The sequence below is a fragment of the Methyloversatilis sp. XJ19-13 genome (assembly GCF_024580155.1).
Classification (GTDB): Bacteria; Pseudomonadota; Gammaproteobacteria; order Burkholderiales; family Rhodocyclaceae; genus Methyloversatilis.
In genome coordinates this window covers 106,230-123,780 of record NZ_JANINH010000002.1, presented here as the reverse complement: position 1 = coordinate 123,780, position 17,551 = coordinate 106,230, and the positions used below count along the sequence as shown (strand labels likewise).

The following is a 17,551-nucleotide window of genomic DNA, read 5'->3' as shown; positions in this document are numbered from 1 at the left end:
GCGCCGACGGCTGGCGGATGCACGCGCATCAGGCGCCGAAGGCACCGCTGCGCAACTTGAACAGTCGGTCGCGCGCCGCGGCAGCCTTCTCGAACTCGAGATTCTTCGCGTGTTCGATCATTTCCTTCTCCAGCTTCTTGATCTCGCGCGACAGATCCTTCTCGCTCATCGACTCGAAGCGGGCGTGCTCTTCGGCCACCTTCAGTTCGCGCGCGACTTCGTCCTGATCGTACACGCCGTCGATGATGTCCTTGATGCGCTTGACCACCGAGCGCGGCGTGATGCCCTGCGCGAGGTTGTGTGCGATCTGGCGGGTGCGGCGGCGCTCGGTTTCGCCGATGGCGCGCTTCATCGACTCGGTCATCTGGTCGGCGTACAGGATGGCGGTGCCATGCAGGTGGCGCGCCGCCCGGCCTATGGTCTGGATCAGGCTGCGCTCCGAGCGCAGGAAGCCTTCCTTGTCGGCATCAAGAATCGCCACCAGCGATACCTCGGGAATATCCAGTCCCTCGCGCAGCAGGTTGATGCCGACCAGCACGTCGAATTCGCCCAGCCGCAGGTCGCGGATGATTTCCACCCGCTCCACCGTGTCGATGTCCGAATGCAGATAGCGCACGCGGATGCCGTTCTCGGCGAAGTAGTCGGTCAGGTCCTCGGCCAGCCGCTTGGTCAGCACGGTGACCAGAATGCGCTCCTGCACCGCCACCCGCTTGCGGATTTCACCCAGCAGGTCATCGACCTGGGTGGTGGCCGGGCGGATTTCTATCGTCGGGTCGATCAGCCCGGTCGGCCGCACCAGCTGTTCCACCACCTGTCCCTGGTTCGCCGCTTCGTACGCCGACGGCGTGGCCGACACGAACACGGTCTGCGGCATCAGCTTCTCGAATTCGTCGAACTTCAGCGGCCGGTTGTCGAGCGCAGACGGCAGGCGGAAGCCGAAATCGACCAGATTGGTCTTGCGCGCCAGGTCGCCCTTGAACATGCCGCCGATCTGCGGAATGGTCACGTGCGACTCGTCGATGAACATCAGCGCGTCCGGCGGCAGATAGTCGATCAGCGTCGGCGGCGCATCGCCCGGCTGGCGGCCCGACATGTGACGCGAGTAGTTCTCGATGCCCTTGCAGAAACCCAGTTCGTTGAGCATTTCGAGGTCGAAGCGGGTGCGCTGCTCGATCCGCTGCGCCTCGACCAGCTTGCCCTGGCTGACGAATTCCTTCGAACGCAGTTCCAGTTCGATCTTGATCGCGTCGATCGCACGCAGCACGGTGGCGCGCGGCGTCACGTAATGGCTCGACGGATAGACCGTGAAGCGGCCGATCTTCTGCTTCACCTGACCGGTCAGCGGATCGAACAGCGACAGTTCCTCGATCTGGTCGTCGAACAGCGACACGCGCAGTGCGTTTTCCGCCTGTTCGGCCGGAAAGATGTCGATCACGTCGCCGCGCACGCGGAACACACCGCGCCGGAAATCCATGTCGTTGCGCTGGTACTGCATCTGCACCAGGCGGGCGATGATGTCGCGCTGGTGCAGCGTGCCGCCCTCGCGCAGGTGCAGGATCATCGCGTGGTAATCGACCGGGTCGCCGATGCCGTAGATCGCCGACACAGTGGCCACGATCACCACGTCGCGCCGCTCCAGCAGGCTCTTGGTCGCCGACAGCCGCATCTGTTCGATGTGCTCGTTGATCGCACTGTCCTTTTCGATGAACAGGTCTTTCGACGGCACGTAGGCTTCCGGCTGGTAGTAGTCGTAGTAACTGACGAAGTACTCGACTGCGTTTTCCGGGAAGAACTCGCGGAATTCCGAGTACAGCTGGGCAGCCAGCGTCTTGTTCGGCGCCATGACCAGCGCCGGGCGGCCGAGCTGCGCGATGACGTTGGCCATCGTGTAGGTCTTGCCCGAGCCGGTCACGCCGAGCAGCGTCTGGAACATCAGGCCGTCTTCGATGCCCTCGACCAGCTTGACGATGGCCGTCGGCTGATCGCCGGCGGGCGGAAAGGGCTGGTGCAACCTGTAGGGGCTGTTGTCAAACGTTAACAGCGCGGGTGCGACGGCGATTTCTGACATGTTAGAATTTTGCGTTGCACACGACGTACTGACAAGGACTGCAGAAGCATCGCACGAGTTTGCATGCTTGCAGACAGCACGCCGTCTCACGCTTATCTTTCGAGCACATGTCGCATCCGCCTCAGTCCGAGGCATCCACCTCACGCACTCCGGAGCACCACGCATGAACCCGTCTGTCTTCTCGTCCGTCGACATGGCACCGCGCGACCCCATTCTGGGTCTGACCGAAGCTTTCAACACCGACACCCGCACGACCAAGGTCAATCTGGGCGTCGGCGTGTATTACGACGACGCAGGCAAGCTGCCGCTGCTGCGCGCAGTGCGTACGGCCGAAGAAGCGCGCATGAAGAATGCGCCGCCGCGCGGCTATCAGCCGATCGAAGGTTCGCCGGCCTACAACAAGGCGGTGCAGGATCTGCTGTTCGGCGCGGGCGCGGCACTGACGGCCGACGGCCGCGTGGTCACGGCCCAGGCGCTGGGCGGTACCGGCGCGCTGAAGATCGGCGCCGACTTCCTGAAGCGCCTGCTGCCGCAAGCGAGCGTTTACATCAGCGATCCGAGCTGGGAAAACCATCGCGCGCTGTTCGAAGCCGCCGGGTTCGAGGTCGACACCTATCCGTATTTCGACGCCGACACGCGCGGCGTGCGGTTCGACGCGATGATCGCCCACCTGAAGGCACTGCCGGCGCACGCCATCGTGCTGCTGCACGCCTGCTGCCACAACCCGACCGGCGCCGACCTGACCGATGCGCAGTGGGGCGAAGTGGTCGAGGTGTGCAAGTCGCGCAACCTGGTGCCCTTCCTCGACATGGCTTATCAGGGCTTTGCCGACGACATCGAGAAGGATGCCGTGGCGGTGCGCCTGTTCGTGCAATCGGGTCTGAGCTTCGTCATTTCCAGCTCGTTCTCGAAGTCGTTCTCGCTGTACGGCGAGCGCGTCGGCGCGCTGTCCATCGTGACCGCGAGCAAGGACGAAGCCGGCCGCGTGCTGAGCCAGTTGAAGCGGACCATCCGCACCAACTACTCGAACCCGCCGACACACGGTGGCGCGGTGGTCGCGGCCGTGCTGTCGACGCCGGAACTGCGTGCCATGTGGGAACAGGAACTGGGCGAAATGCGCGACCGCATCCGCGCGATGCGCACCGGCCTGGTCGACAAGCTCGCTGCGCGCGGCGTGGCGCGCGACTTCTCCTTCGTCGTGCGTCAGCGCGGCATGTTCAGCTACACCGGCCTGAGCGCTGCACAGGTCGATCGTCTGCGCGACGAATTCGGCATCTACGCCGTCGGCACCGGCCGCATCTGCCTGGCTGCGCTGAATTCGAAGAACATCGACTACGTGGCCGATTCGCTCGCCACCATCCTGGAGTAAACGCTGCCGCCGGTCCGCAAGCGCGGACCGGCGCCCGCCGCGGCGCGACCCCGGACGGGGTCCGTCGCCCTGTTCAGTCAGCAGCGGCACGTTCGGCCGCAATGCGCAGGCTTTCCCGACACTCCGCCACCATGCGTGCGATCAGCACGTCGCAGGTCGGAATGTCGTGGATCAGCCCCACCACCTGCCCGGCCGTGATGATGCCGCCGTCGACGTCGCCATCGGCCAGCGCCGCGGCGCCGCGGGCGCCGCTGACCAGCGGGCGGATGTCTTCGAACTGGCAGCCGCCGGGCCGGCTTTCCGCCGCTGCAACCTCTTCCGACACGGCGTTGCGGAACACCCGCGCGGTGTTGTGCAGGCTGCGCAGGATGAGCCGGGTGTCGCGTTCATTGGCATTCACCAGCGCCTGCTTGATGTTGTCGTGGATCGGCGCCTCCTGCGTGGCGCAGAAGCGCGTCCCCATGTTGACGCCTTCGGCGCCGAGAGCCAGCGCTGCCGCCATGCCGCGACCGTCGCCGATGCCGCCCGAGGCGATGACCGGTACATCGAGCGCCTGCACCGCGAGCGGAATCAGCACCAGGCCGGGGACGTCGTCTTCCCCCGGATGGCCGGCGCATTCGAAGCCGTCGATGCTGATGATGTCCACGCCGTTGCGCTGCGCCGACAGCGCGTGGCGCACCGCCACACATTTGTGGATCAGCGTCACACCACGCGCCTTGGCCTTGTCGATGAAGGCTTTCGGATTGTTGCCGGCGGTTTCGAGGATGCGGATACCGGCATCGAGAATCACGTCCAGATACGCCTCGTAGGGCGGCGGCTTGATCGCCGGCAGGATCGTCAGATTGACGCCGAACGGCGCATCGGTCATGCCGCGGCAGCGTTCGATCTCTTTCGCCAGCGTCTCGGGCGTCGGCTGGGTCAGCGCGGTCAGGATGCCGAGGCCGCCGGCATTCGATACCGCCGACGACAGCTCTGCGGTGCCCACCCACATCATGCCGCCCTGCACGATGGGGTAGCGGATGCCCAGCATGTCGGTGATGCGTGTCTTCATGATTCAAGCTCCTGACGATCGTGGCCCACGAGACCGGATGATGCCTGCGCGAACTGTGAACAGGGCGTTTGAAACGCTGTGGAGGCTTGGGTTGTTGGGCATCGCTGCGCTCACCCCAACCTACGTTCGCCTTCGGCGTGCTGCACATGAACCGGGTGACGCTGTGCGGGGTGCGGACTCGGCGTTTGTAACGCTGTGGATGCTGGGTTGTTGGGCATCGCTGCGCTCACCCCAACCTACGTTCGCCTTCGGCGTGCTGCACATGAACCGGGTGACGCTGTGCGGGGTGCGGACTCGGCGTTTGTAACGCTGTGGATGCTGGGTTGTTGGGCATCGCTGCGCTCACCCCAACCTACGTTCGCCTCCGGCGTGCTGCACATGAACCGGGTGACGTTGTGCGGGGTACGGACGCGGCGTTTGCAACGCTGTGGATGCTGGGTTGTTGGGCATCGCTGCGCTCACCCCAACCTACGTTCGCCTTCGGCGTGCTGCACATGAACCGGGTGACGCTGTGCGGGGTGCGGACTCGGCGTTTGGAACGCGGTGGATGCCTGGGTTGTTGGGCATCGCTGCGCTCACCCCAACCTACGTTCGCCTTCGGCGTGCGGCACATGAACCGGGTGACGCTGTGCGGGGTGCGGACTCGGCGTTTGTAACGCTGTGGATGCTGGGTTGTTGGGCATCGCTGCGCTCACCCCAACCTACGTTCGCCTTCGGCGTGCTGCACATGAACCGGGTGACGCTGTGCGGGGTGCGGACTCGGCGTTTGGAACGCGGTGGATGCCTGGGTTGTTGGGCATCGCTGCGCTCACCCCAACCTACGTTCGTCTCCGGTGTGTTGCACATGAACCGGGTGAGGCTGTGCGGGGCGCGGACTCGGCGTTTGCAACGCTGTGGATGCTGGGGTGTTGGGCATCGCTGCGCTCACCCCAACCTACGTTCGTCTCCGGTGTGTTGCACATGAACCGGGGTGACGCTGTGCGGGGTGCCGACGCGGCGTTTGAAACGCTGTGGAGGCCTCGGTTGTTGGGCATCGCTGCGCTCACCCCAACCTACCAATCGACCACGTGAAGAAACGTAGGTTGGGGTGAGCGCAGCGATGCCCAACAACGGTCTCGGCAAACTCACATCCCGTTGTAGATCGGTCCTTCGCCGCCCTGCGGCGTCACCCAGTGGATGTTCTGCGTCGGATCCTTGATGTCGCAGCTCTTGCAGTGGACGCAGTTCTGCGCGTTGATCTGGAGCCGCGGCCCGCTGGTTTCGCGCACGATTTCATACACGCCTGCCGGGCAATAGCGCTGCTCGGGTGACTCGTAGGCCGCCAGATTGACGGTGATGGCCACGCCGGCGTCCTTCAGCGTCAGATGACAGGGCTGGTCCTCTTCGTGGTTGGTGCTCGACAGGAAAACCGACGACAGGCGGTCGAAGGTCAGCACGCCATCGGGTTTCGGGTAGTCAATCGGCGTGCGGGTCGCGGCCGGCGCAAGCGTGGTGTGGTCGGCTTCGTTGCGCAGCGTCCACGGCACATTACCCTTGAACAGCAATTGCTCGGCGCCGAACAGGAAGGACCCCAGCCACAGTCCCTTCTTCATGTAGGGCTTGAAGTTGCGGGTCTGGTGCAGTTCTTCCCTCAGCCAGCTGATGCGGAATGCGGCCGGATAGGCGTCCAGCGCGTCCTGTGCACGACCGGCCACGAGTGCGTCGACCGCGGCATCGGCGGCCAGCATGCCGCTCTTGATCGCCGCATGACTGCCCTTGATGCGTGCCGCGTTCAGGAAGCCGGCGTCGTCGCCAATCAGCGCGCCCCCCGGGAAGACCAGCTTCGGCAGGCTCTGCAGGCCGCCCGCCGTGATGGCGCGCGAACCGTACGCCAGCCGCGTGCCGCCTTCGATGTGACTGCGGATCGTCGGGTGGGTCTTGTAGCGCTGGAATTCCTCGTACGGCGACAGCCACGGGTTGCTGTAATTGAGCCCGACCACGTAACCGATGGCGACCAGATTGTCGTTCAGGTGGTAGATGAAGCCGCCGCCGTAGGTGTCGTTGTCGAGCGGCCAGCCGGCGGTGTGGACGACCAGCCCGGGCTGGCTCTGCGCCGCGGGCACTTCCCACAATTCCTTGATGCCCAGGCCATAGGTCTGCGGATCGACGCCGTCGCGCAGGTGATAGCGCGCCTCCAGTTGCTTGCCCAGATGACCGCGGCAGCCTTCGGCGAACAGCGTGTATTTCGCGCGCAACGCCATGCCGGGCTGGTAGGCGCTGCCCGGCGTACCGTCCCGCCCGACACCCATGTCGCCGGTAATGACGCCGGCCACCCGGTTGTCGTCATCGAACAGCAGCGCACTGCCGGCAAAGCCGGGGAAGATGTCGACGCCCAGCGCTTCGGCCTGTTCGCCCAGCCACTTCACGACGTGCCCCAGCCGCACGATGTAATTGCCATCGTTGTGGAAGCTCTGCGGCAGCAACCCGCCGGGCACCGCGCGCGCGCCGGTTTCGGACAGGAAGTACATCCTGTCCTGTGTCACCGGCGTGTGCAGCGGTGCGCCCAGCGCCTGCCAGTCGGGCAGCAGTTCGGTCAGCGCGCGCGGATCCATGACCGCGCCGGACAGGATGTGCGCGCCAACTTCGGCCGCCTTGTCGATGACGCAGACCGACAGCTCATGGCCGGCCGCGGTGGCCTTCTGTTTCGCGCGGATCGCCGCCGCCAGTCCGGCCGGACCGGCGCCGACGACCAGCAGGTCGAAGTCCATGGATTCGCGTTCGATGTCCGACATGGTGAAGTCTTCCGGAAAGCTGAACCGTCGATCAATGCGGATCAGTCAAACGCTGCATGCCCGGGCAGCGCTCAGAAACGTTGTTTCGAACGCCCGGGCGACCCGATGTGCCCGATCCGTTCGCCCTGTGTCCCTCGCGTCGAAGGCTATTTGCCCTGCGCCCGCGCAAAGATGCCGGCCACCGCATCCTGCAGGTCGGCCGGCAGCACGACGATCTTGGCATTCGGCGACTCGCCCAGCTTGCCCAGCGCAGCCACGTATTTTTCGCCCAGCAGATACATCATCGGCAGTTGCTGTTCGCCGAGCGACGCCGTGACGCGACGGATCGATTCGGCACTGGCCTCGGCCAGCGTGACCTGCGCCGTGGCATCCCGCTTGGCCGATTCCAGCCGGGCTTCGGCTTCGAGAATCATCGACTGCTTCTGTCCTTCCGAGCGGGTCACCATGGCCTTGCGTTCGCGCTCTGCGCTGGCCTGCTGTTCCATCGCGCGCTGCATCGAATCCGACGGATTGATGTCCTGTATCTCCACCGATTTCACGGTCAGGCCCCAGTCGATCGCCTCGTCGGCGATGCTTTCGCGCAGCCGGATCTTGATCTTGTCGCGGCTTGACAGCGCCTGGTCGAGATCCATTTCGCCGACGATGGAGCGCAGCGTGGTCATGATCAGGTTGCGGATGGCTTCGGAGAAGTCGGTCACGCCGTAGACCGCCTTGACCGGGTCGGTCACCTTGATGAACGCGACCGCATTGGTGCGGATCACCGCGTTGTCGCGCGTGATCACCTCCTGCTCCTGCACGTCCAGAATGATGTCCTTGGTGATCACCTTGTAGGCCACGTCATCGAGGTAGGGAATGATGATGTTCAGCCCCGGCAGCAGCGTGCTCTGGTACTTGCCGAGCCGCTGCACGACCCACTCCTCGCCTTGCGGCACGATGCGCAGGCCCTTGGCCAGCGTGACGAAAGCAAATACCAGTATCGCGATGGCGACGACGATGCCTGAACTCATGCGGAAACTCCCTTGTTGATCAACCCCACCTTGAGCAGCGAACCTTCCACCGACAGCACCTTCACCCGTTCGCCGGCCGCGATGGTGTCGTCGGCGATGCACTCCCACACGTCGCTGCCGAGCAGCGGCTTCTGGAAGCGCACCTTGCCGCGACCATAAGGCGTCACCTCGCCGACCATCAGACCGACCTCGCCGATCTGCTCGCCGTCCGACATGCCGGCGTGCGTCTTGTGCTGATCGGCGCGGAACACCTTGAACCAGACAAACACGAGCACGCAGGACAACGCCGTCCACAACCCGAGCAGCAGTGTCAGCGACAGCGCAGGCATGGCAGCCACCAGCAGGCCGATCACCACCGCTGCCACGCCGAACCACACCAGCACCATGCCCGGCACCGCCAGCTCCAGCAGGATCAGCGCCAGCCCCGCGACCAGCCAGTGCCACCATTCGATATTCATGCCGTCAGCCCATTTCCATTGCAACGGCCAGTGTAGCGGCTCAGCGGCTGCAATCGCCAAGCGCCATCAGATGCGCGGCCACGGCGGCACCGATATTGCCCAGACCGTAGCCGCCTTCCAGCGTCGAAATGATGCGGCCCTTGCCCGACGCTTCGGCGATGTCGCGCAACGCGTGCGTGAGCCAGCGGTAATCGGCCGCTTCGAGCTGGATGTTGGCCAGCGGATCGTCCCGATGCGCGTCGAAGCCTGCCGAAATGAATACGATCTGCGGCCTGAAGGCGCGCAGAGCAGGCAGCGCGGTCTGTGTCCAGTGTCGGCGAAAAGCGTCGCTGCCGTCACCTGCCGCCAGACGCATGGGCAGATAACCCGCTCGTTCCGGAAAATTGCCCTGCGGGTAATACGGATGCTGGAAGCTGTCGGCCATCAGCACGCGCGGCTCGCGCCGGAACATGCTCTCGGTGCCGTTGCCGCGATGGACGTCGAAATCGGCCACCGCGACGCGTTCGACGCCATGTGCCGCCATCGCGTGCGCCATGCCGACCGCCACGTTCCCGTAGAGGCAGAAACCCATCGCATCGCCGGCGCGGGCGTGATGACCAGGCGGGCGCGTGGCGCAGAACACGCTGCGCGTGCGGCCACTCATCACGAGATCTACCGCATGCACCACGGCGCCAGCTGCGCGCGACGCGGCCGCAAGCGAACCGGGCGACATGACGGTATCGGGATCGAGTTTGTGCAGGCCGGACGCGGGCGCGACTTTCTCCACCTCATCCAGATACGCAGGGTGATGCACACGTTCGAGCTGCTCGCGGGTGACCCGGGGCGCATCGATGCGTTGCCAGGTGCGCAGCAAACCGGCTGCGGCGATGCCGTCGAGCACCGCCGTCAGCCGCGCCGGTGCTTCCGGGTGACGCTCGCCGGGTTGGTGACCGAGACAATCGGCGTGGGTCAGCAGTACGCAGTCCATGCAGCAGGGGGGGGCGGGCAGCCCGTTCGAGGGCAGCGGCCGGCACGAAGATGTAAACAGGCCGGATGATAGCGGCAAGTATCGTCCTCATGACCTACGACACGCTGTGCATCCGGTTTGCGGGTTTTCAAGGCGATTGCAAGCGCCTAGACTGCCGACGTCGCCCGAAAACCGACCCTGCACGGACGTCCGTGATGCCGCGCAGGTCCCGTGGAGCACACCATGAGCAGCGTCGCCGCGTGCATCGGCATCAAGTACCGTTCCGTCAATGGCACAGCGCCTGGTAGTTGCCCGGACGCCGGCACCGTGAGGGTGCGCCGCATAGCCTTCATCCCCTGCATCGCGCACTGAGGCCATACTGCATGGCACGCCTTTTCATTTCCTATCGACGCAAGGACAGCAGCGGCTACGCACAGACGCTGCATGAGGACCTGCTGCAGGCCTTTCCGGGCATGGAAGTTTTCCGCGACCTCGAAAGCATCGCGGCCGGTGAGGACTTCGTCGACGCCATCGAGCGCGAGCTCGACCGCTGCAATGTCGTGCTCGTGCTGGTCGGTCCCCACTGGCTGTCGATGACCGACGCCCAGGGCAAGCGAAGGCTCGACAATCCGAATGACCCGGTACGCATGGAGATTGCCCGCGCACTGACCCGGCGCGGCGTGCGCGTCATTCCCGTGCTGGTTGGCGGTGCCGTCATGCCCGACGCAGCCGAACTGCCGGAAGAGCTGTCGGCGCTCGGCCGGCGCAACGCACACGAAATGACCGACAAGCGCTGGCAGTATGACTTCGGCGAGTTGTGCGGCGTGCTGGAGAAGCTGCCCGGCATGCCGATGCGCAGTGCGGCGACGGACAGCACGACCCAGTCCACCGCGAACCGGAGCGCCACCGGCGACGACGATCTGCCGCTCCCGGAAAGCTTGAAGAAGCCGGTCGGCCGCGTCATCGGTGCCGCACGCAAGTTGGTCTGGGGGGTCGGGATTTTCTTCACCTTCATCCTCATCGTTGCGGTATTCGTCGGCGAGCAGGAGAGCACGCCCGAACCCGCCCCGGCGCCCGCGCCGTTCGTCGCCGATGACCCGGCTCCGGCACCCGTCGCGCCGGTTGCGGTCGCCAGCCTGCCCGCCCCCGCCCCCGTCCCGGCCGCACCCGCACCGGAACCCGAGCGCGACCTGACCGGCAACTGGACCATGGTCGATGCACAGGGCGAGCGCATTCCGCTGACGCTGACCGGCCAGGGCGACGACCTGACGTTACGCAGCCCGCGCATCAACGTCACGCAGCACCCGGTGTGGCAGGTGTACAACGCCGTGCTGATCCAGACCTACGGCCAGGGCGTGACCGACATCCATTTCGAAGGTGCGGGCGAAGCGTACGAGCGCGACGTAAATTTCGCGCTGAACATCTTTGCCAACGGCAACGTGATGATCAACACCGGCAGCCTCAGCCTGCGCGTCGCCAACAGCAGCACGATGACCGGCACGCTGCGCTACAACAGCGGTGAAACGTCGGTCGTCACCCTGTCCCGATCATCCGGGGCGGCCGCGAACTGAGCGCCTGGCGACGGCAGCGCGCGACACAAGAACAACAGCAGGAGGTCAGGGCATGAAACAGTCGAAATACGAGCGTTTCAGCATTCGCGCGCGCAAGGGTGCGCCGGTCAGCACACCATCCGGATCGGAAGTCACCTTCACACCGCTGGGCTCGGTGCAGCCCGGCGGGAGTCGTGCCGCCGGAGCGGCCGAACCGGCCGTCATACCGGCTGATGCGATTGCCCGGGTCACGCTCGACAACGGCTTCGAGCTCTGGATACGCGCCGACGACCTGATGCAGGAGGCCGGTTCGAAGGCCGAAACGCGCAGCGATGGCGAGGTGTTGTGGGACATCGGCGACCTGAACGCACACACCCCGGGCAGCCGCGGGCTGGGCAGTGCGCTCGGTCTGGCGACCCGGGTGATCGAATTCTTCGGCATCGACCTGAAGGACACCGCGCAGGAATTCGTCGCCCGCCGGCTCGGCGCGCGCTTCGAGCGGAAAATCCTCGGGCGCGAGCCGGGTCTGTATCGCTGCGATATCGAGAACGCTTCGCTCGGCGCGAAAATCGATCAGGTCGACGCGACCGACGACAAGCCACTGCTGGTGTTCCTGCATGGCACGGCATCAAGCTTCGACGGCAGTTTCGGCAAGCTGGCTGCTGACGACAACCCGCGCGGCAACGCCGCCTGCGCGCGACTCGCGAGTATCTATGGCGAAGGCATCCATGCCTTCGAACACCGTACACTCACCGTCAGCCCGATCCAGAACGCGCTCGAACTCGCTGAATCGCTGCCGCAGGGCGCCACGCTGCATCTGGTCAGCCACTCGCGCGGTGGCCTGGTCGGCGAGTTGCTGTGTCTGGGGCAACGACTGCGCAGCAGCGACCCGTTGCGCGCCGAAGTACTGAAGCGGCTGTTCGTCGGCGACGTGTCGATCGCGCAACAGCTGAACATCGAACCGCTGGACGAAGCCGGAGAAAAGCGGCTGAAGGAAGACTACGCCGCCGACCGGGACGCGCTGCTGAAGCTGGCCGAAGTGCTCGATGCGAAGCAGTTCCGGATCACTCGCTTCGTGCGCGTCGCCTGCCCGGCCATGGGTACCACCCTCGCCTCCGGCCGGCTCGACCGCTGGTTTTCGCTGCTGCTCAATGCCAGCCGCATCGCCGGTCTGCAGCATGTGCCGCTGGCACCCGAGGCGCTCGACTTCATGGCGGCCGTGCTGCGCGAGCGCACCGACCCGCGTGTGCTGCCCGGCCTGGAAGCAATGATGCCCGGCTCGGCCGTCGTGCGCCTGCTGAACCATCCGGAAACCCGCACCGAGTCGGATCTGACGGTAATCGCCGGCGACATCGAACGCGGTCACTCCATCCTGTCGGCGCTGAAGGTGTTCGTGACCGACTGGTTCTACAAGGGCGAACACGACCTGGTGGTGAATACCGGATCGATGTTCGGCGGCATCACGCGCCCGGAACACGGTGCCCGGCAGCAGATGGACAAGGGCGACGCAGTCGATCACTTCAGCTACTTCCACAATGCCCGCTCGGTCGACTGGCTGCTCCAGGGTCTGACCCGCGCAGACGGCTCCGACGCGGGCTTTCGCCCGATCAGTGAGCGGCCGCCAACGCCGCCGGCCTGGCGCAGCGCGATTGCGCGCAGCCGCGCCGGCGGGCTGCCGAAACCGCTGGCCGTCGTGCTGCCCGGCACGATGGGCAGTTCGCTGAAGGCCGAAGGCGATCGTGTGTGGCTGGACTACAGATCGCTGGCGTTCGGCGGACTGGAAAAGATCGGCATCGATGCGGCGCAGATCGAGGTCGATGGTCTGGTCGACAGTTTCTATGCGCCGCTGATGATGCATCTGGCTCAGACCCATCGGGTCGAGTTCTTCGCCTACGACTGGCGCAATTCGGTGCAGGTGGCGGCGGCGCAGCTGGCCGAACAGCTCACGCTGTGGCTGCCTGACCTGCAGGCACAGAAGCAGGCGCTGCACATCGTGGCACATTCGATGGGCGGTCTCGTGGTGCGCGCCATGATCGCCGACCGCAAGGGCGCGGAAGTGTGGCGGCGTGTCTGCGAGCTGCCGAACAGCCGCCTGCTGATGCTGGGCACGCCCAATCATGGCTCGCACGAAGCGGTGCGCTGGCTGACCGGACGCAACCCAACGCAGTTCAAGCTGATGCTGCTCGATCTGTTGAACAGCCGCGACGGCATCATCGACATCGTGCGGCGCTACCCCGGGCTGGTCGAACTGCTGCCCTTCCCTGCCGACGGATCGGCGCAGCGTTATGACGATCCCGCACTGTGGGCCGGCCTGCGCGACGGCCTGGGCGAGCGCTGGAAGCTGGCCGATGCGGGCGTGCTGCGCGGTGCGCGGCGCACCTGGGACGCGCTGGCCGGCGCGGTCGATGCGCAGCACATGATCTATGTCGCCGGCGTGCAGCCCGAAACCGTGTGCGGCCACGAGCTGATCGACGACGACGGCGCCTTCCGCTTCAACCGTCGCAAGCTGGTTTTTCCGCACACACCGGAAGGCGACGGCACGGTCACCTGGGCGTCCGGCCGACTGCCCGGCGTGCCGATGTATTTCGCCGAGGACACGGCGCACGACGCGCTATGTTCGTACGACTTCGGCCGCAAGACCTTCGCCGGCTACACCGATCTGCTGCTCAAGGGCTCGACCACGCGGCTGCCGCGCAGCATGGGTACGGCGCGCGGTGCGCGTGCGGCGGTCGCAGGCGGCGCGTACGGCACATCGTCCCCCGTGCTCGATGCCATCCCGACGGCGGCCGAGGTCGAGCGTCTGGGCTTCGGTCCGGGCAGTCCGCAGCCCACCGAAGCGCCTGCACTGCCCGGACTCGAGGTGCAGCTCACCCATGGCGACCTGAGCTACGTCAAGCATCCGCTGATGGTGGGCCACTACCTGGGCGACAGCATCGTCAGCGCCGAACGGGCGCTCGACAAGCAGCTCACACGCCCCGGCGAACAGGCCGGGCCGCTGACGCAACGCATGGATCTGGGCCTTTATCCGGGTCAGATCGGCAGCAGCGCCGTGTTCTACAACGACACGCCCGAAGCGCGACCGGTCGCGGCCCTCGTTGTCGGCCTGGGCGAACTGGGCACGCTGTCACCCGGTCGACTCGAATCCACGGTGTCGGACGCACTGCTGACCTACTGTTTCGAACTGGTGCAGATGCCGGAGGCGAAACGTCCGATCCGCGCCGCCGACATGCGTTCGATGGGGCTGAGCACGGTATTGATCGGCAGCGGTGCTGGCGGGATGACCTTGCGCGATTCGATCGAGGCGCTGCTGCGCGCGGTCGTGAACACCAATCGCCGGCTGATCGACGCAGGTCTGGGGGACCGCATCTACCTGTCGAAACTGCAACTGATCGAACTGTTCCAGGACGTGACCATCAATGCCGCTGATGCGCTGGATGACGTGCTGGCATCGGTCGATTTCGGCGCCGACGTGCGCTGGCCGGAACAGACCGTGCACGCGGGCGACGGCGGGCGCCGCCGGGTCAGCTTCGACAGCGACGGCGACTGGTGGCACCGGCTGGAAATATGCACCGACCCGGAAGACACGCGACTGCGCTTCGTGTCGTCGACCAACCGTGCGCGTGCCGAGGAAACCATTGGCCTGGGCCAGCTGTCTCTGGCCGGCAAGTTCATCGAGCGCGCCTGCACGCAACCCGGTCGCAATCGCGAAGCGGCGCGCACGCTGTTCGACATGCTGCTGCCCAACCGGCTCAAGGAGCTGGCACCGGAAAATCACAACCTGCTGCTGGTGCTCGACGAAAAATCGGCCGCCTACCCGTGGGAGTTGCTGGAAGATCGCTGGGCGACCAATCCGCTGCCGCCCGCCGCCCGCAGCGGCCTGCTGCGCACCCTCAGGACACCGGAGTTCCGGGCGCAGCCGGTGCACGGCACCGAACTTTCGGCACTGGTCATCGGCCACCCGGATCTGGAAGGCTGGGACAAGTTCATCGACCTGCCGGGCGCGCGCGACGAAGCGCAGCACGTTGCCGAATGCCTGACCGAACTGGGCTACCAGACGGACGCCTGCATCGACGCGACCCATACCGACATTCTCGAAAGCCTGCATCGGCGCCGCTGGCGCATCCTTCATCTGGCCGGTCACGGCGAACACGACTATCGGGTCGAGGGCCACCACGGCGCACCGACGTCGGCCGGTGACAAGCCGCTGTCGGGCATGGTGATCGGCCACGGCGTGCTGCTCACGCCGGGCGATGTCGAACAGATGCGCTACGTACCCGAACTGGTGTTCATCAACTGCTGTCACCTCGGCAAGACACGCTCCCAGAACAAGCAGGCCTTCCCCGCCCTGGCCGCCAATCTGGGGGTGCAGTTCATCCGCATGGGCGTGAAGGCGGTGGTGGCAGCCGGCTGGGCGGTCGATGACGATGCGGCCAAGACCTTTGCTGCCACGTTCTATCAGCGCATGCTGGCCGGCGACACCTTCGGCGAGTCCGTGCGGGCGGCGCGACGCGCTTGCGTGCAACAGCATCCGCAGTCGAATACATTCGGCGCCTACCAGTGCTACGGTGACCCGGGCTTCCGCCTGCTGCGCGCGCAGGGTGACGGCGCGCGCTCGACCGCCCGACCGGCCGGACCGCTGCACTCGCATGCCGAGCTGGTCAGCCATCTCGACAACATGCGCGAGTCGGTGCGCATGCAGTCGTCCGCGACCGACGGCAGGTGGCTGCAGGGCAGCGTCGACGCACTGTTCGACCGCGTGCCCGACGCCGGCCGCGAGAAGTGGCTGACCCGTGCCGATGTGCGCGCGGCGCTCGGCTTCCTGTGGGGTGAGATCGGTGACTACGCGCGGGCTATCGAACATCTCGACGCTGCGCTTTCGGCCAGCAAGGGCGATTGCCCGATCCGGGTGGTCGAACAATGCGCGAATTTCCGCGTTCGCCTGGCCGGAAGGCGCTGGCTGGAGTCCCTCGCCGGCGGTACGCCGGACGAGGCCTTGCGCGAGTCGCTGCGCACCTCGATCATCGCCGCCATCATGGAACTGGATCTGCTGATCCAGCGCGCCCGCACACCGGAACGCCTGAACATGATGGGTGCCGCATGCAAGCGGCTTGCGCTGGTGACCACGGGGCAGGAGCGCCAGGAGTCACTGGTCAACATGGCCACCTACTATCGCGACGCTTTCGAAATGGAGGGGCACAGCAGCGCCTACCCATTCGTCAACAGTGCACTGGCCGACCTGTTCGCCACGGCGGGCGATCCGGATTACACACCGCTGTGGGCACGTGACGCGTTGCTCAGTGAGGCGGAACGCATCCGCGTCGCCTGCGAGGCAGAGTATTGCGACGAGCCCGGCCTGTGGCTGGCGACCGGCATCGCCGATTGCCGGCTGCTGTCGATGATCACCGAAGCGCTGCCAGCGCCGCCCGACAAGCCCGCCGGCAAACGTTCGCGCGCGCCGGCCCGCAAGCCGGCGAAGCGCGCGCCAGTCCGCAACGATGTCATCGATGAGAAATTCGACCGCGTGCTGAACGAGTACCTGAACGCGTTTCGCCGCGGCGCCAGCCCGCGCGAGCGCGCATCGATCACCGAAAATTTCGATTTCATGGTTGCACTGCTTGATGGCGGAGAGGCTGCGCCATCAAGCAGTGAAGACGGCAGACTGAAGCCGGTGATTTCGGCACTCGTCACTATGCGCAACCGCTTCCGGGAGCTGCCATGAGTGACCGCGATCTGGCAAAGGTGGCGCTCGGCGCGCTGCACATCGCCGGCTGCCAGCCGCGGGACAAGGTGTCGCCGCACTTCCGGCTGTACGAACTGACCCGCTCCGACATTGCATCGCGCCAGGGCATTCCGAACGGCTTTCCGTCGGACGCCGAGTTCCGCGCCGCGGTACATCTGGCGCGCGAGGTGCTCGAGCCGGTGCGCACGAAGTTCGGCAGCTTCTCGCCGAACAGCGTGTTCCGCAGCCAGGCTCTCGAACGCGCGCTGAAGCGCAAGCCGTCGAGCTGGGTCAGCAGCAGCCAGCATGCGCGCGGAGAAGCATGCGACATCGAAATCGTCGGTGTCGCCACAATCACGCTGGCCGAGTGGGTGGCGGCACACGTCGAGGTATTCGACCAGATCATCTGCGAGTGCTACGACCCGGCCAAGGGCCCGAATTCGGGTTGGGTGCACGTATCGCTGCGCGCGCCGGGCGGCGCACCGAACCGTCGGCAACTGTTGAGCTACGTGCGTGATCCGCGCTCCGGCGCCTATCGTTACGTACCGGGACTGACCAGCGATACGGCATGATGCGGCGGATCGAATCTGCTTTGCTGCCGCACTGCGTGCC

11 protein-coding genes are annotated in these 17,551 nt (G+C 65.7%); 5 read left to right on the top strand and 6 right to left on the bottom strand.

The annotated features are described in order from the left end of the window. Window positions 1–28: 28 nt before the first annotated feature. Window positions 29–2,068 carry an excinuclease ABC subunit UvrB gene (gene uvrB / locus NMQ14_RS03110; protein WP_257081716.1) on the bottom strand — a complete coding sequence of 680 codons (2,040 nt, stop codon included), beginning with the start codon at window positions 2,066–2,068 and terminating at the stop codon, window positions 29–31. 163 nt (window positions 2,069–2,231) lie between these two features. On the opposite strand from uvrB, the gene NMQ14_RS03105 reads away from it, so the two are divergent. Next, on the top strand, window positions 2,232–3,437 hold the full coding sequence (locus NMQ14_RS03105; RefSeq protein WP_257093407.1) for an amino acid aminotransferase: 1,206 nt from the start codon (window positions 2,232–2,234) through the stop codon (window positions 3,435–3,437). Window positions 3,438–3,510: 73 nt separating this feature from the next. On the opposite strand, the gene NMQ14_RS03100 is transcribed toward NMQ14_RS03105, so the two are convergent. The 5 genes from NMQ14_RS03100 to NMQ14_RS03080 form a co-directional block, all read right to left on the bottom strand. Then, window positions 3,511–4,488 (bottom strand): nitronate monooxygenase family protein, encoded by a 978-nt coding sequence (locus NMQ14_RS03100; protein WP_257093405.1) that lies wholly within the window; start codon window positions 4,486–4,488, stop codon window positions 3,511–3,513. 1,124 nt (window positions 4,489–5,612) lie between these two features. After that, on the bottom strand, window positions 5,613–7,259 hold the full coding sequence (locus NMQ14_RS03095; protein WP_257093404.1) for an electron transfer flavoprotein-ubiquinone oxidoreductase: 1,647 nt from the start codon (window positions 7,257–7,259) through the stop codon (window positions 5,613–5,615). Window positions 7,260–7,405: 146 nt separating this feature from the next. Next, window positions 7,406–8,266 carry an SPFH domain-containing protein gene (locus tag NMQ14_RS03090; RefSeq protein WP_257081720.1) on the bottom strand — a complete coding sequence of 287 codons (861 nt, stop codon included), beginning with the start codon at window positions 8,264–8,266 and terminating at the stop codon, window positions 7,406–7,408. Then, window positions 8,263–8,724 carry an NfeD family protein gene (locus tag NMQ14_RS03085; protein ID WP_257093402.1) on the bottom strand — a complete coding sequence of 154 codons (462 nt, stop codon included), beginning with the start codon at window positions 8,722–8,724 and terminating at the stop codon, window positions 8,263–8,265. Before NMQ14_RS03085 ends, NMQ14_RS03090 begins: the two co-directional genes overlap by 4 nt. 40 nt (window positions 8,725–8,764) lie before the next feature. Then, entirely contained in the window at window positions 8,765–9,691 is a 927-nt protein-coding gene (locus tag NMQ14_RS03080) for a histone deacetylase family protein (protein ID WP_257093400.1), read from the bottom strand. A gap of 222 nt (window positions 9,692–9,913) precedes the next feature. Here NMQ14_RS03080 and NMQ14_RS03075 point away from each other — a divergent pair, with 222 nt between their 5' ends. From NMQ14_RS03075 to NMQ14_RS03060, 4 genes are read left to right on the top strand one after another with little or no spacing between them, the layout of a single operon-like run. Next, the gene (locus tag NMQ14_RS03075; RefSeq protein ID WP_257093398.1) at window positions 9,914–10,042 is read left to right on the top strand and encodes a hypothetical protein; all 129 of its coding nucleotides are present in this window, start codon (window positions 9,914–9,916) and stop codon (window positions 10,040–10,042) included. 11 nt (window positions 10,043–10,053) lie between these two features. Next, window positions 10,054–11,241 carry a toll/interleukin-1 receptor domain-containing protein gene (locus NMQ14_RS03070; protein WP_257093397.1) on the top strand — a complete coding sequence of 396 codons (1,188 nt, stop codon included), beginning with the start codon at window positions 10,054–10,056 and terminating at the stop codon, window positions 11,239–11,241. Window positions 11,242–11,293: 52 nt separating this feature from the next. After that, window positions 11,294–16,939: a CHAT domain-containing protein gene (locus NMQ14_RS03065; RefSeq protein WP_257093396.1), complete on the top strand. Its 5,646-nt coding sequence runs from the start codon at window positions 11,294–11,296 to the stop codon at window positions 16,937–16,939. Then, window positions 16,936–17,511, top strand: coding sequence for a D-Ala-D-Ala carboxypeptidase family metallohydrolase (locus NMQ14_RS03060; protein ID WP_257093395.1), 576 nt, complete (start codon window positions 16,936–16,938; stop codon window positions 17,509–17,511). Before NMQ14_RS03065 ends, NMQ14_RS03060 begins: the two co-directional genes overlap by 4 nt. The last annotated feature ends 40 nt before the right edge of the window (window positions 17,512–17,551 follow it).

Excerpts from the sequence above, each read along its gene's own strand:
- NMQ14_RS03060 (WP_257093395.1), top strand. The coding sequence starts at position 16,936 with ATGAGTGACCGCGATCTGGCAAAGGTGGCGCTCGGCGCGCTGCACATC.
- NMQ14_RS03085 (WP_257093402.1), bottom strand. The coding sequence starts at position 8,724 with ATGAATATCGAATGGTGGCACTGGCTGGTCGCGGGGCTGGCGCTGATC.
- NMQ14_RS03095 (WP_257093404.1), bottom strand. The coding sequence starts at position 7,259 with ATGTCGGACATCGAACGCGAATCCATGGACTTCGACCTGCTGGTCGTC.
- NMQ14_RS03100 (WP_257093405.1), bottom strand. The coding sequence starts at position 4,488 with ATGAAGACACGCATCACCGACATGCTGGGCATCCGCTACCCCATCGTG.
- NMQ14_RS03075 (WP_257093398.1), top strand. The coding sequence starts at position 9,914 with ATGAGCAGCGTCGCCGCGTGCATCGGCATCAAGTACCGTTCCGTCAAT.
- NMQ14_RS03070 (WP_257093397.1), top strand. The coding sequence starts at position 10,054 with ATGGCACGCCTTTTCATTTCCTATCGACGCAAGGACAGCAGCGGCTAC.
- NMQ14_RS03065 (WP_257093396.1), top strand. The coding sequence starts at position 11,294 with ATGAAACAGTCGAAATACGAGCGTTTCAGCATTCGCGCGCGCAAGGGT.
- NMQ14_RS03090 (WP_257081720.1), bottom strand. The coding sequence starts at position 8,266 with ATGAGTTCAGGCATCGTCGTCGCCATCGCGATACTGGTATTTGCTTTC.
- NMQ14_RS03080 (WP_257093400.1), bottom strand. The coding sequence starts at position 9,691 with ATGGACTGCGTACTGCTGACCCACGCCGATTGTCTCGGTCACCAACCC.
- uvrB (WP_257081716.1), bottom strand. The coding sequence starts at position 2,068 with ATGTCAGAAATCGCCGTCGCACCCGCGCTGTTAACGTTTGACAACAGC.
- NMQ14_RS03105 (WP_257093407.1), top strand. The coding sequence starts at position 2,232 with ATGAACCCGTCTGTCTTCTCGTCCGTCGACATGGCACCGCGCGACCCC.